General features: G+C 43.9%; 16 protein-coding genes. 10 read left to right on the plus strand and 6 right to left on the minus strand.

From position 1 onward, the window contains the following. Positions 1 to 324 precede the first annotated feature (324 nt). From cysG to AC2CZC_RS05145, 7 genes are all read left to right on the plus strand, one after another. A complete protein-coding gene (cysG, locus tag AC2CZC_RS05115; protein ID WP_484584849.1) occupies positions 325 to 1,746 on the plus strand; it encodes a siroheme synthase CysG in 1,422 nt (473 codons plus the stop codon). Between the two features lie 35 nt (positions 1,747 to 1,781). Further along, complete coding sequence (gene cysD / locus AC2CZC_RS05120; RefSeq protein ID WP_039611464.1) at positions 1,782 to 2,681, plus strand: sulfate adenylyltransferase subunit CysD; 900 nt, start codon at positions 1,782 to 1,784, stop codon at positions 2,679 to 2,681. Next, on the plus strand, positions 2,681 to 4,096 hold the full coding sequence (cysN, locus tag AC2CZC_RS05125; protein ID WP_484584042.1) for a sulfate adenylyltransferase subunit CysN: 1,416 nt from the start codon (positions 2,681 to 2,683) through the stop codon (positions 4,094 to 4,096). Before cysD ends, cysN begins: the two co-directional genes overlap by 1 nt. A 64-nt stretch (positions 4,097 to 4,160) precedes the next feature. Then, positions 4,161 to 5,855, plus strand: a complete 1,695-nt coding sequence (locus AC2CZC_RS05130) for an SLC13 family permease (protein ID WP_484584850.1) — start codon at positions 4,161 to 4,163, stop codon at positions 5,853 to 5,855. A gap of 11 nt (positions 5,856 to 5,866) precedes the next feature. After that, positions 5,867 to 6,463: an adenylyl-sulfate kinase gene (gene cysC / locus AC2CZC_RS05135; RefSeq protein ID WP_484584043.1), complete on the plus strand. Its 597-nt coding sequence runs from the start codon at positions 5,867 to 5,869 to the stop codon at positions 6,461 to 6,463. A 12-nt stretch (positions 6,464 to 6,475) separates the two neighbouring features. Further along, on the plus strand, positions 6,476 to 7,246 hold the full coding sequence (gene cysQ, locus AC2CZC_RS05140) for a 3'(2'),5'-bisphosphate nucleotidase CysQ (protein WP_484584044.1): 771 nt from the start codon (positions 6,476 to 6,478) through the stop codon (positions 7,244 to 7,246). A gap of 174 nt (positions 7,247 to 7,420) precedes the next feature. Then, on the plus strand, positions 7,421 to 8,440 hold the full coding sequence (locus AC2CZC_RS05145) for a phospholipase A (RefSeq protein ID WP_484584045.1): 1,020 nt from the start codon (positions 7,421 to 7,423) through the stop codon (positions 8,438 to 8,440). Positions 8,441 to 8,485: 45 nt separating this feature from the next. Here AC2CZC_RS05145 and AC2CZC_RS05150 read toward each other — a convergent pair whose 3' ends face one another. Then, the gene (locus tag AC2CZC_RS05150; RefSeq protein ID WP_484584046.1) at positions 8,486 to 9,379 is read right to left on the minus strand and encodes a bifunctional GNAT family N-acetyltransferase/hotdog fold thioesterase; all 894 of its coding nucleotides are present in this window, start codon (positions 9,377 to 9,379) and stop codon (positions 8,486 to 8,488) included. A gap of 163 nt (positions 9,380 to 9,542) precedes the next feature. Here AC2CZC_RS05150 and AC2CZC_RS05155 point away from each other — a divergent pair, with 163 nt between their 5' ends. Beyond that, positions 9,543 to 10,238: a spermidine synthase gene (locus AC2CZC_RS05155; protein WP_211036752.1), complete on the plus strand. Its 696-nt coding sequence runs from the start codon at positions 9,543 to 9,545 to the stop codon at positions 10,236 to 10,238. Here AC2CZC_RS05155 and dtd read toward each other — a convergent pair. The 3 genes from dtd to AC2CZC_RS05170 are packed head-to-tail and all read right to left on the minus strand — an operon-like array spanning position 10,235 to position 12,506. Next, the gene (gene dtd / locus AC2CZC_RS05160; RefSeq protein WP_484584047.1) at positions 10,235 to 10,672 is read right to left on the minus strand and encodes a D-aminoacyl-tRNA deacylase; all 438 of its coding nucleotides are present in this window, start codon (positions 10,670 to 10,672) and stop codon (positions 10,235 to 10,237) included. The genes AC2CZC_RS05155 and dtd overlap by 4 nt on opposite strands. 1 nt (position 10,673) lies before the next feature. Beyond that, positions 10,674 to 11,624 (minus strand): alpha/beta fold hydrolase, encoded by a 951-nt coding sequence (locus tag AC2CZC_RS05165; protein ID WP_484584048.1) that lies wholly within the window; start codon positions 11,622 to 11,624, stop codon positions 10,674 to 10,676. Positions 11,625 to 11,633: 9 nt separating this feature from the next. After that, positions 11,634 to 12,506: a virulence factor BrkB family protein gene (locus AC2CZC_RS05170; RefSeq protein WP_484584049.1), complete on the minus strand. Its 873-nt coding sequence runs from the start codon at positions 12,504 to 12,506 to the stop codon at positions 11,634 to 11,636. Between the two features lie 87 nt (positions 12,507 to 12,593). Between AC2CZC_RS05170 and AC2CZC_RS05175 the strand changes: the two genes are divergently transcribed. Further along, entirely contained in the window at positions 12,594 to 13,256 is a 663-nt protein-coding gene (locus AC2CZC_RS05175; RefSeq protein WP_484584050.1) for a DUF2959 domain-containing protein, read from the plus strand. 25 nt (positions 13,257 to 13,281) lie between these two features. Here AC2CZC_RS05175 and AC2CZC_RS05180 read toward each other — a convergent pair whose 3' ends face one another. Further along, the gene (locus AC2CZC_RS05180; protein WP_484584051.1) at positions 13,282 to 14,103 is read right to left on the minus strand and encodes an arylamine N-acetyltransferase family protein; all 822 of its coding nucleotides are present in this window, start codon (positions 14,101 to 14,103) and stop codon (positions 13,282 to 13,284) included. An 87-nt stretch (positions 14,104 to 14,190) separates the two neighbouring features. After that, positions 14,191 to 16,914 (minus strand): putative bifunctional diguanylate cyclase/phosphodiesterase, encoded by a 2,724-nt coding sequence (locus AC2CZC_RS05185; RefSeq protein WP_484584052.1) that lies wholly within the window; start codon positions 16,912 to 16,914, stop codon positions 14,191 to 14,193. A 51-nt stretch (positions 16,915 to 16,965) separates the two neighbouring features. On the opposite strand from AC2CZC_RS05185, the gene AC2CZC_RS05190 reads away from it, so the two are divergent. Beyond that, on the plus strand, positions 16,966 to 17,949 hold the full coding sequence (locus AC2CZC_RS05190; protein ID WP_484584053.1) for an extracellular solute-binding protein: 984 nt from the start codon (positions 16,966 to 16,968) through the stop codon (positions 17,947 to 17,949). The last annotated feature ends 74 nt before the right edge of the window (positions 17,950 to 18,023 follow it).

Raw genomic sequence — 18,023 nt, forward strand, 5'->3', positions numbered from 1 at the left:
CCCAGTAAAATCAATTACACGCCGCCCCTACAGGACATTTGTCCGCAAAAACATGCTTTGCTCTCTGAAAATATAGTTTGGACGACTCTAATCGTTCAATTATATCTCATAACCAATCGCTATAAGTTGCTAATATGGATACATTTTAGGCTCTAAGCCTTGAAATATAAGCCTTAAACCAAAATTAAAGGCTGTATATAACTTTTAGTTATATATTTTGGGTTAATATTATTTTTTCGTCTTTTAAGGGCGTTATATTCTGCCCACCTACTAAGTCATTTGAGTTGGCTTAAATCAAGGTTATGCATTTAGGGGCGAATGTTTGTGCAATACTTACCGATATTTACTAAGTTAGACGATAAACCGGTATTGGTCGTCGGTGGCGGTGACGTCGCGTTACGAAAATGCCAAGCATTTTTAAAAGCACGCGCCAATGTCACTGTTGTCGCCCCTGACTTTTGTACTGAACTTGTCGAGCTGGCTGATCAAGGCCTTCTAACACTCGTTAATGAATATTTTGATACACACCACGTATTGGGCATGATGCTAATCATTGCCGCAACCGACAATGAAGCGGTTAATAAAGCGGTTTTTGATGCTGCCAATGCGCAAAACATTTTCGTTAATGTGGTAGACGATCAACCTAAATGTGGTTTTATCTTCCCGTCTATCGTTGATAGGGATCCTATCACTATCGCCATTTCAAGTGCCGGTACAGCACCTGTATTAGCGCGCAGGATCAGAGAAAAACTAGAAACCTTGATCCCGCACCATACAGGTAAATTGGCAAAGCTCGCTGGGGATTTTAGAGATCAAGTTAAAGCGCGTTTCAATACTTTTTCAGACCGCCGTCAATTTTGGGAGCGTGTGTTTGACTCAAGTGTCGTCAGTAAAGTCCAAGTGGGCGATGAGCAAGGTGCACAGCAACAACTTAACGACATGCTGACGCAACCTAGCGCGACAGAAGGCGAGGTGTATGTGGTCGGTGCCGGTCCTGGCGACCCAGAGTTACTGACCATTAAAGCACTGCAACTTATGCAGCAAGCTGATGTTGTCGTTTATGACTACCTAGTGTCTGATGAAATTATGGAGCTAGTGAGACGCGATGCGGATTTAGTCTGTGTCGGTAAAAAAGCAGGGCACCATAGTGTTAAGCAAGAAGATACTAACCAAATGCTGGTGAACTTCGCCAAGCAAGGTAAAAAGGTATGCCGTATCAAAGGCGGTGACCCATTTATTTATGGCCGCGGCGGCGAAGAAGTTCAAGTACTGGCTAAACACGGCGTTAAATATCAAATTGTCCCTGGTATCACCGCAGCGGCAGGTTGTAGTGCATATTCAGGTATTCCATTAACACACAGAGACCATGCACAAGCTATTCAGTTTGTCACTGGGCACTGTAAAAAAGATGGTCAAGAGTTGGATTGGCGTGGTCTTGCGCAATCGAACCAAACCTTGGCTGTTTACATGGGTGTGATTAAATCACCGCATATTCAGGCAAAGCTACTAGAACATGGTAGAGCTCCTGAAACACCGATTGCCATTGTTGAAAATGGCACACGTCAGTCACAGCGTGTCGTTCGCGGCACACTCGGTGAATTGGCAGCAAAAATAGAGCAGCATAATATTCAATCACCCGCACTGTTGATCATTGGTGAGGTGGCTGCACTACACGAAGAATTAGCATGGTTTGGGCAAACGGAGCAAATCAGTAGCTTTGCACAGCCTATTACCCAAGTAGCTTAATAGAATTAATTTAATTAACAGTAGGACGACGAACAATGGCTTTAACCCACCTTCAGCAACTTGAAGCTGAAAGTATAAAGATTATTCGCGAAGTCGCTGCAGAGTTTGATAACCCAGTGATGCTTTACTCTATTGGTAAAGACTCTTCAGTGTTACTGCATTTGGCTCGTAAAGCATTTTACCCAGCGAAGATTCCATTTCCACTACTACACGTAGATACAGACTGGAAATTCCGTGAAATGATTGAGTTTCGCGACCGCTTGGCAAAAGAATATAACTTTGACCTGATTGTTCATAAGAACCCTGAAGGTATTGCCATGGGCGTCGGCCCGTTTACACACGGCTCAGCCAAGCACACTGACGTGATGAAAACCCAAGGTTTAAAACAAGCACTTGATAAGTATGGCTTTGACGCAGCATTCGGTGGCGCACGTCGTGACGAAGAGAAATCACGTGCTAAAGAGCGTGTCTACTCATTCCGTGATAAGCACCACCGCTGGGATCCTAAAAATCAGCGTCCAGAGCTTTGGAATACCTATAACAGCCAAGTTAACCCGGGCGAAAGTATCCGTGTTTTCCCGCTATCTAACTGGACAGAGCTTGATATTTGGCAATACATCTATCAAGAAAACATCGAAATTGTCCCGCTGTACTTATCAGATAAGCGCCCTGTGGTTGAGCGTAACGGTACATTGATCATGGTTGATGATGAGCGTATGCCACTAGAAGAAGGTGAAGTGCCAGAAATGAAGTCTGTTCGCTTCCGTACACTAGGTTGCTACCCACTGACAGGTGCCGTTGAATCTGAAGCCAATACATTAACCGGCATCATCGAAGAAATGCTGCTATCCACATCATCGGAGCGTGAAGGTCGTGTCATTGACCACGATTCTGCGGGCTCTATGGAGAAGAAAAAACGCGAGGGGTATTTCTAATGTCGACAGCAAATGAAGTAAGAGAACTGGGCATTGAGGCCTATCTGTCTCGCCAACAAGACAAGAGCTTATTACGCATGATGACTTGTGGTAGCGTTGATGACGGTAAGTCGACACTTATCGGCCGCTTGCTACATGACAGCCATCAAATTTATGAAGATCAGCTTGCTGCACTTCACAAAGATAACGAAAAAGTCGGTAACGCCGGTGAAGAGCTAGATTTAGCACTACTTGTGGACGGTCTACAAGCTGAGCGTGAGCAAGGCATCACCATTGACGTTGCATACCGTTATTTCTCAACGGCAAAGCGTAAGTTCATCATTGCTGACACCCCTGGACATGAACAGTATACCCGTAACATGGTTACCGGTGCTTCAACGAGTGACCTAGCAATTATCTTGGTTGATGCTCGTTACGGTGTGCAGGTACAGACTAAACGTCATAGCTTTATTTGTGACTCTTTAGGCATCAAGCAGTTTGTTGTCGCTATCAACAAAATGGACATCGTTGATTTTGACGAAGCGGTTTTTGAGAAGATCAAAGCAGATTACTTGCAGTTTGCTGAGCAACTGAATGTTTCAGATATCAAGTTTATCCCAATGTCTGCTCTTAAAGGCGACAACGTAGTAACACGCTCTGAAAAGACGCCTTACTACACTGATAAGCCACTACTTGAGCTACTGGAAGACTCTCCAGCAGCTGAAGCAAACCATGCTTTTGAAGCGCGCTTCCCAGTACAGTATGTGGTACGTCCAAACTTAGATTTTCGTGGCTTCCAAGGCACGCTAACATCAGGTTCATTAAGTACAGGTCAGGCTGTTAAAGTCCTACCATCGGGTAAGTCTTCAACTATCAAAGAGCTTGTCACTTTTGATGGTAACCTAGAGCAAGCGCAGACTGGTCAAGCATTTACAATTACATTGGCAGACGAAATTGATGTTAGTCGTGGTGACGTAATTGTTCCTGCAGACTCAACAGCTTCAGTGACTAACCTGATCCAAGCAAAACTTGTGTGGATGCACGAAGAGCCGCTTGTATTGGGTAAAAACTACAACTTCAAGTTGGGTAGTAAAAATACCTCAGCCATTGTGCGCAAGATTGATCACACCATTGATGTGAACACGCTTGAGCAAGGCAAAGCTGAACAACTGCAATTGAATGAAATTGCCATTGTCACGCTTGAGCTAACGGAAAGCATTGTGGCAGATATCTACCGCAGCAACCACGAAACAGGCTCATTCATCCTGATTGACCGTATCAGCAATCTGACGATTGGTGCAGGTATGATTGAAGCTTTACTGGCTGAAGAGTCTGCAACAACCACTGAGTTCAGTGCTTTTGAACTTGAATTCAACGCATTGGTACGTAAGCACTTCCCACACTGGCAAGCGCTTGACATCAGTAAGTTGAAGTAAGTGGATTTATGCCTGTTATTGGGAGAAAAACGTGCTAGTTGATCAGATCATCTTAACAGGCATTATGCTCGCTTTAGTTGTGTGCTTATTTGGCACACGACTCAATCCAGCTTGGTTATTCGTCAGCGCCATTGGCGTGAGTTATTTAACCGGATTAATCGAGTTGGAATCTATGTTGGTGAACTACGCCAACCCCTCTTTGATCACCCTTGTTTTACTGATCTTAGTCTCTATTGCCATTGAAAAAACCACCTTGGTACAAAAGCTTGCCAGCACACTTGCCAGTGGCAGCTTATCCAAATCAGTAATGAAACTTGGCCTCTCTACTGCGTTTTTATCGTCTTTTACGAATAACACTGCGGTGGTGGCTTCGCTTATCAGTACCATCAAAGAGAGCCAAACACATTCGCCCTCTAAATTACTTTTGCCATTGTCATATACCGCAATCTTAGGCGGTACATTAACCCTCATTGGCACATCAACAAATTTAATCGTCAATGGCTTTGCCGTTGATGCTGGTATGGCTCCGCTGGGCTTTTTTGATTTCACGTTAGTGGGCATTGGCGCACTTGTCGTGGGTTTAATGACCATACTATTACTACTTAAGTTTCTGCCTGATCACGGTACCGAAGACCAAGAAGTAGTGCCCTTTTATTTAGAAGGCAAAGTCGCTGCACATTCAAAGCTGATTGGTCGTACTGTTGAAGAAAATGGACTGCGTGATTTAAAAGACTTATTCCTAGCAGAAATTATCCGCGGTGAGCGACGCATTTGCGCTGTCACCCCACAACAAGAAATTTGCCAAGGAGACGTTTTACTCTTTGTTGGCGACATAAAATCAGTGCCTTTATTACGTCGCTTTGACGGCCTTCAGGTGGTTCATGATAAACACGAAAAAGACGTGGAACACTTGGTCGAAGTCGTGGTGAGTCAGTCATCCAAATATATTGGTAAAACCATTAAAGAAATCCGTTTTCGCGAGCAGTTTCATGCCGCCGTTATTGCCATTCGCCGTGGTCATGACCGCTTACAAGGCGGCCTTGGTAAAGTGAAGTTGCAAGCCGGTGATTCACTCATTCTGGCGCCTGGCAGTGACTTTTATAATCTGCCGGATCTCAAGCGCGAGTTTGTGTATATCTCAGGACTAGATTTACAAACGCATTTAACTAAAAAGCAATCTGGCCATGTGTTAATTGGATTTGCAGCGGTCATTGGCTTGGGGATCTTTGACATCGTGCCTTTAGTAAAAGGGCTGATGGTGCTGCTACTTGCACTGGTTGCCCTTGGCACCATCAAGGTGAACGAAATGAAACGCCGTTTTCCTATTGAGTTACTGGCGATTGTCGGCAGCGCAATTGGCCTTGCCAAATTAATGATAGAAACCGGCTTGGCTGCTCAGCTCTCTGACGCCCTCTTTTTATTACTCGGAGACTTTGGGCCTTATGGTGCCTTTATCGCCATCTTTGTAATGACAGTGGTGTTTACGGAACTTATCACCAACAATGCAGCAGCTGCATTGTCTTTTCCAGTGGCTTATGCACTAGCCATTGGTTTTGGCGTAGACCCACTTCCCTTTATTATGGCTGTTGCATTTGGCGCGTCAGCCAGCTTTATTTCACCCTTTGGTTATCAAACAAACTTGATGGTGTATAGTGCCGGAAACTACCGCATAAAAGACTATGTTACGGTAGGCGTTCCGCTATCAATTATTTATTCTATTACCGTCCTGACCTTGATCCCATTGGTCTTTCCCTTTTAATGGATAGCTTCATGGATAAAAATATTGTTTGGCATAATTATGCCGTTGAAAAAACACATCGCAGTGAGCTCAAAGGCCATAAACCTGTGATCCTTTGGTTCACTGGCTTTTCTGGTTCAGGGAAAAGTACTGTGGCCAATGCCCTTGAAAGTGCTCTTCATCAAAGTGGTGTGCATACGTACTTACTAGACGGCGATAATGTAAGGCACGGTCTATGTAAAGATCTCGGCTTCAGTGATGCAGATCGTGTTGAGAATATCCGCCGAGTAGGTGAGCTTAGTAAGCTCATGGTTGATGCAGGCCTTATCGTACTAACCGCGTTTATTTCGCCGTTCCAAGCAGAGCGAGATATGGTAAGAAATCTCGTTGAAGACGGTGAATTCATCGAAGTCTTTTTAGATACACCGCTGGAAGTGTGTGAACAACGTGACCCGAAAGGCTTATACAAAAAAGCCCGTGCAGGTGAAATCAAGAATTTCACGGGTATCGATTCTGATTACCAACCACCGGTTGCCCCTGAAATAAGGTTGAACACAGGTGAGAATTCACTTGAGCAGTCCGTCCAGCAACTGATAAATTACTTAAAAGATAAGAATATCATCCAGTAGCAAGGATAACCTATGAATGATACCGACCTGCTCGAAGAACTCGTCGAGCTTTCTCGCCTCGCTGGCGAAGAAATTATGCAAATTTATGCCAAAGATTTTGCCATCGAGTTTAAAAATGATGATAGCCCAGTGACAGAAGCTGATTTGGCTGCTAATCGAGTCATTACCGCAGGCCTTTCGCGCTTAACGCCTGAGATTCCCATTTTAAGCGAAGAAAGTGCCAATATCAGCTGGCAAGAACGCCAAACTTGGCAACGCTATTGGTTAGTCGACCCAATCGATGGCACTAAAGAGTTTATAAAAAAGAATGGCGAGTTTACTGTAAACATTGCTCTGATTGAGAAGGGTAAACCAACCATGGGGGTGGTATTTGCCCCTGCACTGAACATTTGCTACCTAGCTGCACAAAGCATTGGCGCATTTAGAGAATGCGGCGAAGCCCGCATTGAGCTCAAAGTAACTAAGAAGCCAAATCAAGGCACCATCAAAGTGGTAGGCTCTCGCTCACACCCATCAACTGAATTAGCTGACTATCTTGCACAGTTTGATGATGTGGAAATGGTGCCCAAAGGCAGCTCGCTTAAGCTATGTTTAGTGGCTGAAGGCGAAGCAGATATTTACCCTCGACTTGGCCCAACCAGCGAGTGGGACACAGGTGCAGGCCACGCGGTGGCAAGCATAGCCGGTGCAACTGTTAGCCAAATCGATGGCTCGCCACTGACGTATAATCAAAAAGAGTCTTACCTTAATCCATACTTTGTCGTTTCAAGACTCGACGCCTAATCTCATTTGAGTGCTCTGTATGAGCACTCTGCTTCCGCTTTGCCACCTTTGTGTTGATTATGCTGGGCTTTTGCACCACTTACTTATACTATAGCGGCCAATGAATCTTGGTTATTGCGCACGAAATAACCTGTCTGTTTTGTTTGGAAACTCTCTTTCTTGTTGGAATTAAATATGGACTTTACTAAGCTCTCAGCAACCTTGTTTTTGGCTCTCTGTGCCCAAAGCACACAGGCTGCAAGTGCCTCAGAAGATGAGGTCGCTGCCCTCAATCAATGTATTTTAAATCAAGCTATTTCTGGTGATGATACCCGTACAATTAAAGAGGTACGCGAGTATTGTGAGCAGCAAGTGAGTGCACTGAGCCAACTTGACAAACGCATGGCAAGAGAGCGGGTCACTGAAGAGAACCGCAATGTGCTGACCCCGCACCATAGAAATTATATTCTGCCGGTGTCATACATCAAAAACCCCAATAACCGCCCATTTGATGGCTTTGCTGATAAAGCCAATAAAGAAGGCGAGCCGCTGGATAACGTTGAAGCAAAATATCAAATTTCATTAAAGCTGCCGATTTATCACAACTTCGAAGATAAAGATCAGGCCATTTATATGGGCGTCACGCTACAGTCGTATTGGCAGGTTTATAACAAAGACATTTCATCTCCCTTTAGAGAAACCAACTATGAGCCAGAAATATTCTGGGTGAACTTCTTAGATGATGAAAATGTTTTATGGGGCGATGAGATGGCTTTTGTACTGGGCATTTCACACCAGTCAAATGGCAGAAGCCAGCCTAACTCACGTTCATGGAACCGTATCTATGCTAATTTCATTTGGGAATATGACGGTTTCGTTTTTAGCTTCAAACCTTGGTATAGATTACCTGAAGATGAAAAGCCAGCAGATAACTTAGCAAAAGGCGATGATAATCCAGATATCCACAAGTATATGGGCTATTTTGAACTTAGCGGTGCCTATCGCTTTAACAATGATCACGAAGTGGGCATGATGCTGCGTAACAACGCTGGCGGAGATAACCGTGGTGCCGTTCAACTAGATTGGTCATTCCCTATTTCAGGGCGCGTTCGTGGCTATGCACAATACTTCAACGGATATGGAGAAAGCCTCATCGATTACAACGCCCACATCCAACGACTGGGCCTAGGTATCGCCATCACAGATTTACTCTAAACCGTATCAATCCGGTCAAGAAGCACTTGACCGGATATATTTTTTCTAACGCTTCACAAAGAACACACCGCAAAACTTCGCCACTAAGACATCACCATCGTACACATTCACTGGTACCGTGTACTTAGCTTTTCCTTCAGTCTCAAGCTCTGACAATTCGCCACTACACTCAGACAAGGTCACCGTAGCACCTGGCGCTGTCGTTAACGGTTTAAGATATTTAATTTCAGCGTCCGCAAGCACAATATCACCTTCGAGATTAAGCTCTTTTAACGCCAGATATGTTGCGCCCCACCCCGTCAGGGTCGCCATGCTATAAACCGATCCTGCAAACATAGAGTTGTGCAAATTCAAGTTGGCTTTCAAGTCCGCTTTTGCCGAGAACTGCCAATCAGTGTAACTTTCAACTTTAATGCCCATAGCATCACTGATTGGAATAGACTCACGCCACGTATCTTGTAATACTTGCGTCCAATCTGGGTGTCTGAACCAACCTGGTTCTGATGGCTTTTGCTTGACCATTTTCCAGTGCTGTACATCACCATAAGCAAGGTGCGCTTTTTCAACCACTTCATAGCCATGACGCTCATAAAATGCCAAAGCGCGCTCTCTGGCAAACAACACCAGCTCCTGCGCATCTTGCGTCCAAGCAATCTTTTCCAGTTCATGTAGCAATCGGCTACCTAGGTGTTGACCACGGTGCCCTTCGCCCACCGCCATATAACGCACTTGTGCTTGAAGGTGATTATTAAAGTGTAAACGCGCAACTGCCAGCACTTCGCCTTCATTGTTTTTGATGTACCTGTGCTCAGCATCTTGCTCTAAATCGTCTTGCTCTGAGCCTCTTGGTTGATCCCAAGGTGCTCTGAGTACCTGCCAACGCAATTGATAGTAGTCTTGCCAATCTTGGCTACTTTGCGGCGAAATGACTGGAAACATATTTACTCCTTTTGATGCACACCCATGCGCGTGCCATTTTTGTGTTCTACCTTACAAGAAAAATCCTGAACAGGAAATGTTCAACACAAAATCATCGACTAATTGTGTAAAATCATCTAAACACAGTGGAATTACCGCAATCCTTGTCTATGCTGATGGAACTATGCAAGATTTTTTAACTGAATCAGGAACCGTCAGCAACGATTTTGTCGCCCAAAGCCACGAGCTTGGCCACTTGTTATATTGGCATAAGCACGGAAAAACGAGCATACAAGTTCGACAAGAAAAAACGCTTCGTTGGCTATTGATAAACAATACGTTACAGTCAATCGTTGAACTGAATCACCCGGAGCACTTGCTTTTCCCTCATTTGCAAGTGTTGGATGACCTATGGCAAAAATACCCGACACCAGACCGAGTACTTGAATTAGGGCTAGGGGCCGGTGCTATTCGAGACTATCTGCATAGCGTGCACCAAGACTGTCAGGTCATTTCTGTCGAGAACAATCCCGACATCATACACTGCTATAAGCGCTACTTTGGCGGGGATCACATCAGTGAAGTCAATTGCAGTGACGCCTACAAAGTCTTAGAACTTGAGCATAGTCGTCCTTTTAATTGGATTATTTTAGATTTATTCAGTGAATTAGATGCACCACGATTTTTATATCAGCACAAATTTTACACCCTACTACGCAATAAGCTGTCGGAGCAGGGCGTACTATTTATCAACTTTATTGCAGAGCACGAATCGCAATTAAAGCAGCTAGAGCACTTGCTCATTATCAACTTCGGAAAAAAGCCACATATACATCAAGTGCCCGGCTATGCTAATCATATTATCGTGGTTGAACGCTAGACAGATAGATTAAATGTCACCGGCCCATCGTTACACAAATTCACCTGCATATCCGCAGCAAATTGTCCTGTTGCCACCGTAATACCAAGCGCTTTTGCCTGTTCAACAAAATATTCATAAAGTCGCTTTGCTTGCTCTGGCGTGCCCGCTGAAGAAAAGCTGGGTCGCATGCCTTTTTTCGTATCGGCAGCTAACGTAAATTGTGAAACCACCAATAATTCACCACCAATGTCTTTAAGACTCAAATTCATCTTGCCTGCATCATCGGTAAAAATTCGGTAGTTACTGACTTTATGCAGCAATTTATCCGCATTTTGCTCCTCATCGATTTTTTCAACACCGAGCAAAAGTAAAATGCCCTGCTGAATTTCTCCAACAACTTTTCCATCAACTTCAACTTTCGCACACTTGACCCTTTGAATTAATCCTTGCACTTTAACCTCTGTTTTTATCAATTTTGCACAGCAGTAAGTCTGCCGCACGGCGAATAGCCTCCGAATATACTTGATTTGACGTGCAGTGCCCAACGCCTTCTAAAATAAGTAGCCGAGCATTCAATGATGCGGCAAATTTTTGTGCCATAGCAAAACGACACACTAAATCATGGCGGCTGTGGATCATCCAAATAGGCAAAGCTTTTAAATTATGAGCATGCTTAAATAGCGCTTCATCTTCTAAAAAACATTGATTAGACATGTAATGCACCATTAATCTAGCTTGGGCGACAATATGTACCGGTGAGGGAAGTTGATACCGCTGCAATTGTGTTTCCACGCTTAATTGCATATCCCAATCATGCCAAAGCTGCGCCGCTTTGTGCCGTGATAATTCATCGTCACCAAATAACTGCTGTTGATAATGAGATAATACCTGCTGATGTGAGGCGAGTCCCTGTGAAAACTGAGTAAAGCGCTCTGGATAAAACTGAGCTCCCGCGCCTGTGTCACCATATAACCAAGCGATATCTGATGAGGTCGAGAAAAAACTCGCCCAAGTGATCACCCCGGATACGCGATGAACATGTTGCATTGCAAACCACAAGGCTAACGTCGCGCCCCACGACCCACCTGCGAAAACACAACGTGGAATGTCGAGATAATCCAATAGCGTCACAATATCATCAACAAGTAATGCGGTGTGGTTGTGCTCTAAGGATTGAGGGGAAGAGTTGCCACATCCCCTTTGACTATACAAAATAATTCGGTAGCGCTTTGGATTAAAATAGCTTTGAGCTGCCCTATGCAGCCCAGCTCCGGGGCCGCCATGCAAAACTAACAGCGGAACGCCTGCGGCGTTACCATACTCCTCAACGTGCATTTGGTGGCCGTGAGAAAGCGGTAAATGAAAACTGCGCAGCGGCTCTGTTGGCTGATACAGTAGGGTCATGGATTTACCTCATGATTGAGGTGTGTCGCTCTCCTGTTCATGATGTTCGGCTAAACAAGCTGTAAACTCAGCGCCTAATAACACCACCATCCATGATAAATACACCCACACAAATAAAATAGGAATAGTTGCCAGCGCACCATATATGACCTCGTATGACGGAAAGTGGCTGATATACATGGCAAACCCTCTTTTCGTCAGCTCAAATAAAAAGGCAGCAAATAATGCGCCCGGTATCGCGGCTTTAAACGACACACGTGTATTTGGAACTAAAGTATAGAGCATAATGAAGCCTGCCATTGAAATTACATAAGGCAGTAATTTTAATAGCAAACCACTAAAACCAGGGATCCCTTGATCAGCGAACGATACCAAAGACACAATATAAGAGGTAACACCGATACTGGCTCCCAGTAACACAGGCCCAAGCGTGAGTACCATCCAATAAATCGCAAATGAAATCATCAGCGGACGTTTAGTCTCAACGCGCCAAATACGGTTTAACGCACTGTCCACATTGCGGATCAGTAGCAATGCCACTGCAGCCAAAAAGCTAATCCCCACTGCGGTCATTTGGTTTGCATTTCCGGCAAACGCACTGATATGCGCCTTTATGGTATCAGTAGAAGTCGGGACAAAATTAGTAAAAATAAAGTTTTCGATTGCCAACCGGGTATTCTCAAATCCAGGGAATGCAGTGAAAATTGCAACCCCCACCGCGATAAGCGGCACCAGAGAAAGTAAGGTGACATATGCCAAGTAACCGGCATTAATAGTGAGCTGATCTTCTTTGCAGCGCTGGAAAAAACGCCGCCACCAACTGGGCTGCGCATCTAAAACTGCGCGCGCTTGCGCTTTTATTTGTGGCCAATGTTGTTTCATAATTATTTATACATTGATGATTGCTTTGCACATCTTACCAATCCACTTCATAATTTAAAGTAGCCCTATTAAGTAAAAGGATAAAGTATGCCCCTAAAATACCTAAAAATTTACGCTTTGATTGCCGCTTGCGCCTTGTTGAGTGGCTGTAAAAGTGCGCAAAATGCTTATTATTCTGCGTGGGAGCAGGTTGGTGTACATAAACGTGATATTCTTGTTGATCGCGTCGAAGACACGCAACAATCTCAACAAACCTCTCAACAAGAGTTTCAAAACGCACTTGAGCGCTTATCTGTTCTCATTGATTTTGATGGTGGAGAGTTACAAAGTGTCTACGAGCAATTGAATAGTGACTTTGAAGCGAGTGAAAAAGCGGCACAATCTGTCACTGACAATATTGATAAAGTAGAGTCTGTTGCCGATGCCTTATTCGAAGAATGGGAAACTGAACTTGAACAGTTTAGCAATCCAAAGTTAAGACGCAGTAGCGAGCAAAAACTGCGACAAACTCAAAGGCAATATGACAAATTGCTGCGTTCAATGCGCAAAAGCGAGTCAAAAATGCAACCCGTACTCGACTCCATGAAAGACAATGTCTTATATCTAAAGCACAACCTCAATGCGCAAGCCATTGCGGCAATCAGAGGGGAGTTTACCAATTTAAAGCGTGATATTCAGGGGCTGATCACAGATATGAATCGCTCAATTGCCGACTCCACCGCCTTTATAGAGCAAATGAACAAAACCTAAGTACCTAGATGCACTAAGCAGCTGCTTAGTGCATCTCTGACATATTAAAAGCTGCTTTATCATACACCCAGTTGATTTCATGCTCAGAGATAATCAATAAAAACGCTTCTTTGATAATCGCCTTTAACTGCGCAACATCCTTAATCAAGGTCTCGTGAACCTCTGCAGTTTCCTCATTGCGATACACATATAACAGGTTATTTAGCGTATGGCGTTCTGTTTTCGTCATCCGTGATAAGACTAAGTGATTTACAAACAGTGAGTCTGGATGCTGATGACAATGAAAGTGCGCCACATCGCAATCACTTTCAAAGGTCTCTGAGAATTCAACATCATACAAGGGCATTGATTTAGGAGATGTGAGCGTCAGTACTGCGCGCTGTGCACTACGCTCAATGTGGTAAACGGCGTTTTCATCGCATACATCAGTAGTATTATCAATGGGTATTAAAATACGTGGCGTTTTACTACCAAAACCCACATCAATTAAATATTCACTGTGGTTGTATTTAAGCAACGTCACGCGGTGTGAGCGAGGATTGTCCCATTTGCCATTTAGTAAGACTCTGGCGAGCAAAGGAGAAACATCAAAACCCAGCGATTGCAATGCTAGCATCAGGATTTTATTGTGCTCAAAACAGTAACCGCCCTGCTCTTTTTCAACCACACGAGCAAATACAACATCAAACTCTAAGCTTAATAGTTTATCTTGCATCGCATTGATACTGCTAAAACTAAACCGCGCGAGGTGGGCTTTTATCAGCTGTTCAACAAACGCTAAATTACAATTCTTAGGTGTTTCTAACCCTAACTTAGATAAATACAGTGCCAATTGCGACGGTGTCATAACACCTCCTTTAATCTTGCTTAATTTTATATCGCGCTATCATTCGCGCAGCAAGATAAAACCTAAAGCAAAGTTGAGGTCAACCTATTAACTGGCAAACTCGGCAATTTTTTTGTTCTGCTCAAGATACAGTAAATGCAAAGCTTCTTCTTCTAATAAAGGCTTACTCATCAAATAGCCTTGCATTTGCTGACAATAAAGAGAAGACAATACCGACAACTGCGCAGATTGCTCTATCCCTTCTGCTGTCACTGTGAGGTTGAAGCTGTTAGCGATGGCACAAATAGCCTCAATCAACTGGCGTGGATTCCCCACGTTCTCAATTCCGTTTACGAATGCGCGATCTATCTTCAAACCATCTACAGGCAATACATTTAAGCGAGACAAGCTACTATAACCTGTTCCAAAATCATCAATATAAATACCAAAACCCATCTCATGCAATTTTTGCAGTGGCGCAATCAAGCTATTTTCCTGCGCCATCATCGCCGATTCAGTGAGTTCAATTTTAAATTGTGTAGGGTCTAACTCTGTCTGCTTAAATTGTTGCAGTAACCAAGTCATGAACCCTTTATGTTGCAATTGTAAAGGCGAGACATTCACACTCATAAAAATGCGTTTATTGGGAAAGCGCTGCACACACTGCATGGCACGAGAAAAAACCCAATGCCCTAATTTAACAATTTGCGCGCACTCTTCAGCAATTGGAATAAACTCTGCAGGACTGACGATACCAAGCTTTGGACTATGCCAACGCAGGAGTGCTTCAAACCCAACAATGGATTTTCCGAGCTGACAATAAATAGGCTGAAATCGCAGTGACAACTCAGTGTCCATATTCAGCGTTTGTAATTCGCGCTCAATCAATAAACGACGAGCAGCTTCATCAGCAATGGTCGAGGTAAAGATATGAAAGTCATTTTTACCGCGCTTTTTCGCTTCATACATCGCCACATCGGCATCATGTAATAGCTTCTCTGCTTCATAATTGTGACAAGGCGCCGTAAAACGACGCACACCAACACTGCCACTGACCGAATGCTTGCTCCCTTGATAATTAAATGGCTCTCGCACGGCAACTAAAATATCTTCAAGCAGCAGCTCTAAAGGCGCCTGCAATGCATTAGCATCAAGCAATACAGCAAATTCATCGCCACCTAAACGCGCAATATCCGCATAACTGCCAACTAGTTCTCGCATCCGAGCAGCAAATTCAACCAGCAACTTATCACCAGCAAGATGACCCAATGTGTCGTTGATCAATTTAAAGCGGTCTAGGTCGATATAGAGTAAAACAAATTGACCCGAGTTGCGGGTTCGGCAAGTTTCAACCAACTGTAAAAAAGTCTGCCGATTTAGCAAATCCGTTAAGCTATCATGTTGAGCCTTATATTTGAGCTGCTCATTAAATAGCTTGATCTGCGTAATATCTGTCACACGGCCTTCATAGATGGTGTCATGACTATGACAGATCCATGAGCCAGTCTGTCGCAACCAAACACCACTAGAATGGTTTGAACCCGCTAGCCACTCCAATTCATCGTGCTGCTCAAACCTTGAGACCATCTTGCGCCACGTCGCTGCAAAGTCACTATCAAGCATTAAATCACTGAGTTTAAGGCCATTAAATGGCGACGCTTGACCGATGAGCAATGCTTTAAAAGCGGGGTTCGCATCAACCAGCACACCATGTTTATCCAATACAAATAAGCCTTCACTACTGTTAACAAATAAGCTTTTATATTTGCGCTCAGCAACAATTTGCTGTTGCAGTGCAAATAGCCTTTTATCAGAGGCATGTTTTAATTGATCGTTCGCCTGTGCCAAACTTGCCGTGCGCTCTTCAACAAGTGTATTCACTGTTTGATGCTGTCTTGATAAATAACGTACTTGAAACAACACCATCAACCCCAGCGCAGCCGCAATTAATACTACCATGGCGATGATCAGCGAATAATTATTGAAAAATGAAGGCTCAAGCTGTTCTTGCGTATAGAGGTGAATTTCAATTTGATGACCAAAAAAGTCCATATTTTCAATGATACCCGGTTGCTTATCGGATAATTGATGATGGCTTTGCCAATCTGATGTAAACAGTAATTTATCCCCAGAAAGTACTCTAACTTGATGGCCATTGTCTTGGTAAACTTGACTGAATAAGCCTTCCAATAAGTGTTGTAGCTCAAAGCCTATACCCAATGCCTTCGCGATACTGACACTGTGAAATTGCTCAATAACAACGCTCCAACGATCAGACATCGGCCAATTCACTGCTTGTAGCTCACTGTTTTTTAGACGCTCAGATAGCGTATCCGATATCGCTACGGCACTTCCTAGCAAATGACCAAACTCAGACACTGGCGCGGTCTTTACCATGGTTAAGTAGCGAATGCTTTGCGTGTACGGCAAGTGTACCGTAAAGTCGAAAAAGCCCAATTCACGATATTGTTGCTCCAACTCAGCAACTTGGTCCCGCTCTATAATGGCGTAGGATTCCAAACTTAACTCAAGCTCTAAACCCGCTAATTGAGATTGGGCTAAATGATAAAACTGTTCCGGCGTGATCTCTGGCGTTGCCCTTAGATAAGCTTCTATCGAATATAACAAATGAGCAAAACGCTGCAGTTGCTCACCCATTCTAGATTGATATTGCGACACTTGCTGCTCAAGCTGATGGTGACTGCGCTGAGTGTAATGATCGTGGAAAATCACGGCCATATAGCAGATCACGAACAAGTATATGCTGTAAATCCAACCGCCAAACTTAATTGGTGATTGAAAGAATTTTTCCCACTTTTTTACTCTAGACATCCGCTCATAACACTGTACCATTGCACTACTTGATAATAATTCTTATTTGCGATGATTAAAAGTAAACTTTGTTGTTTTTACCCGTTTTTGCTACTAAGTACCCAAGTTTTAGCCAATGATGACGAGCTTAACGTCTATTCGTTCCGCAAGTACGAACTTATCAAGCCAATGCTGCAAGCTTTTGAACAACACAGTGGGGTCAAAGTAAACTTGGTCAATGGCAAGTCTCACTTTTTACTTTCACGTCTAAAAGCCGACGGTGCACAGTCTCGAGCAGATGTTATTCTCAGCTCCGATTTGGTGCAACTTAGTGCCCATCGCGCGCTACTGCAGCCAATGACAGAGTTAAAAGGTTGGTCTGTTCTGCCTGATGTGTTTAAAGATCCAGATCAGCACTGGGTGAGCCTCTCCATGCGAACCCGTGCACTATTCACCCGAAAAAACGACACACCCAGTTCATTTATTCCGACCTACTTTGCGCAGTTCAGTGAACCTCAAATGCAGGGCAAGTTTTGTGTTAGAGATTGGCGTCATAGCTATAACAAAACCTTGTTTGCCAGTTTACTATCAGGCAATCGTGAACAAGATACTCAATGGATAAAAAACGCCAATAAACTACTAGCAAAGCGCCCTTCAGGTGGCGATAGAGATCAGCTACGTGGACTGGCTAAAGGACAATGCCAATATGCACTGGCAAATCATTATTACTGGCATATGATGAAACAGTCGAATAATAAGCAGGAAGTGAAAATTGCCTCGCAACTTGCAATGCACTTTTTGCAAATGGCAAATGGGACAACGCCCGTTTCTACCACCACGGCAGCCATCGCGAAACATGCCCCAAACAAAGAGAATGCATTGGCATTTATCGACTTTTTATTGCTCCCACAAACGCAAAAAATGTATGCGCAGCTGCTGAATGAATTTCCTGTGGTCGCCATCGAAGGCTATCAACTGCCCTTCAAGCCGGCATTGGAAAACATCAACTTAAGTTTAGAGTACACACAAAAAGCCAATAAAGTACCTGCCGTTTGAGGCTGTGTTGTGATATTCGACACAAACGAGTGCACCCTATGACCAAATTTGGTGCACCTTAAGGTCATACTCAT

The organism is Pseudoalteromonas sp. MMG033, from assembly GCF_057197785.1.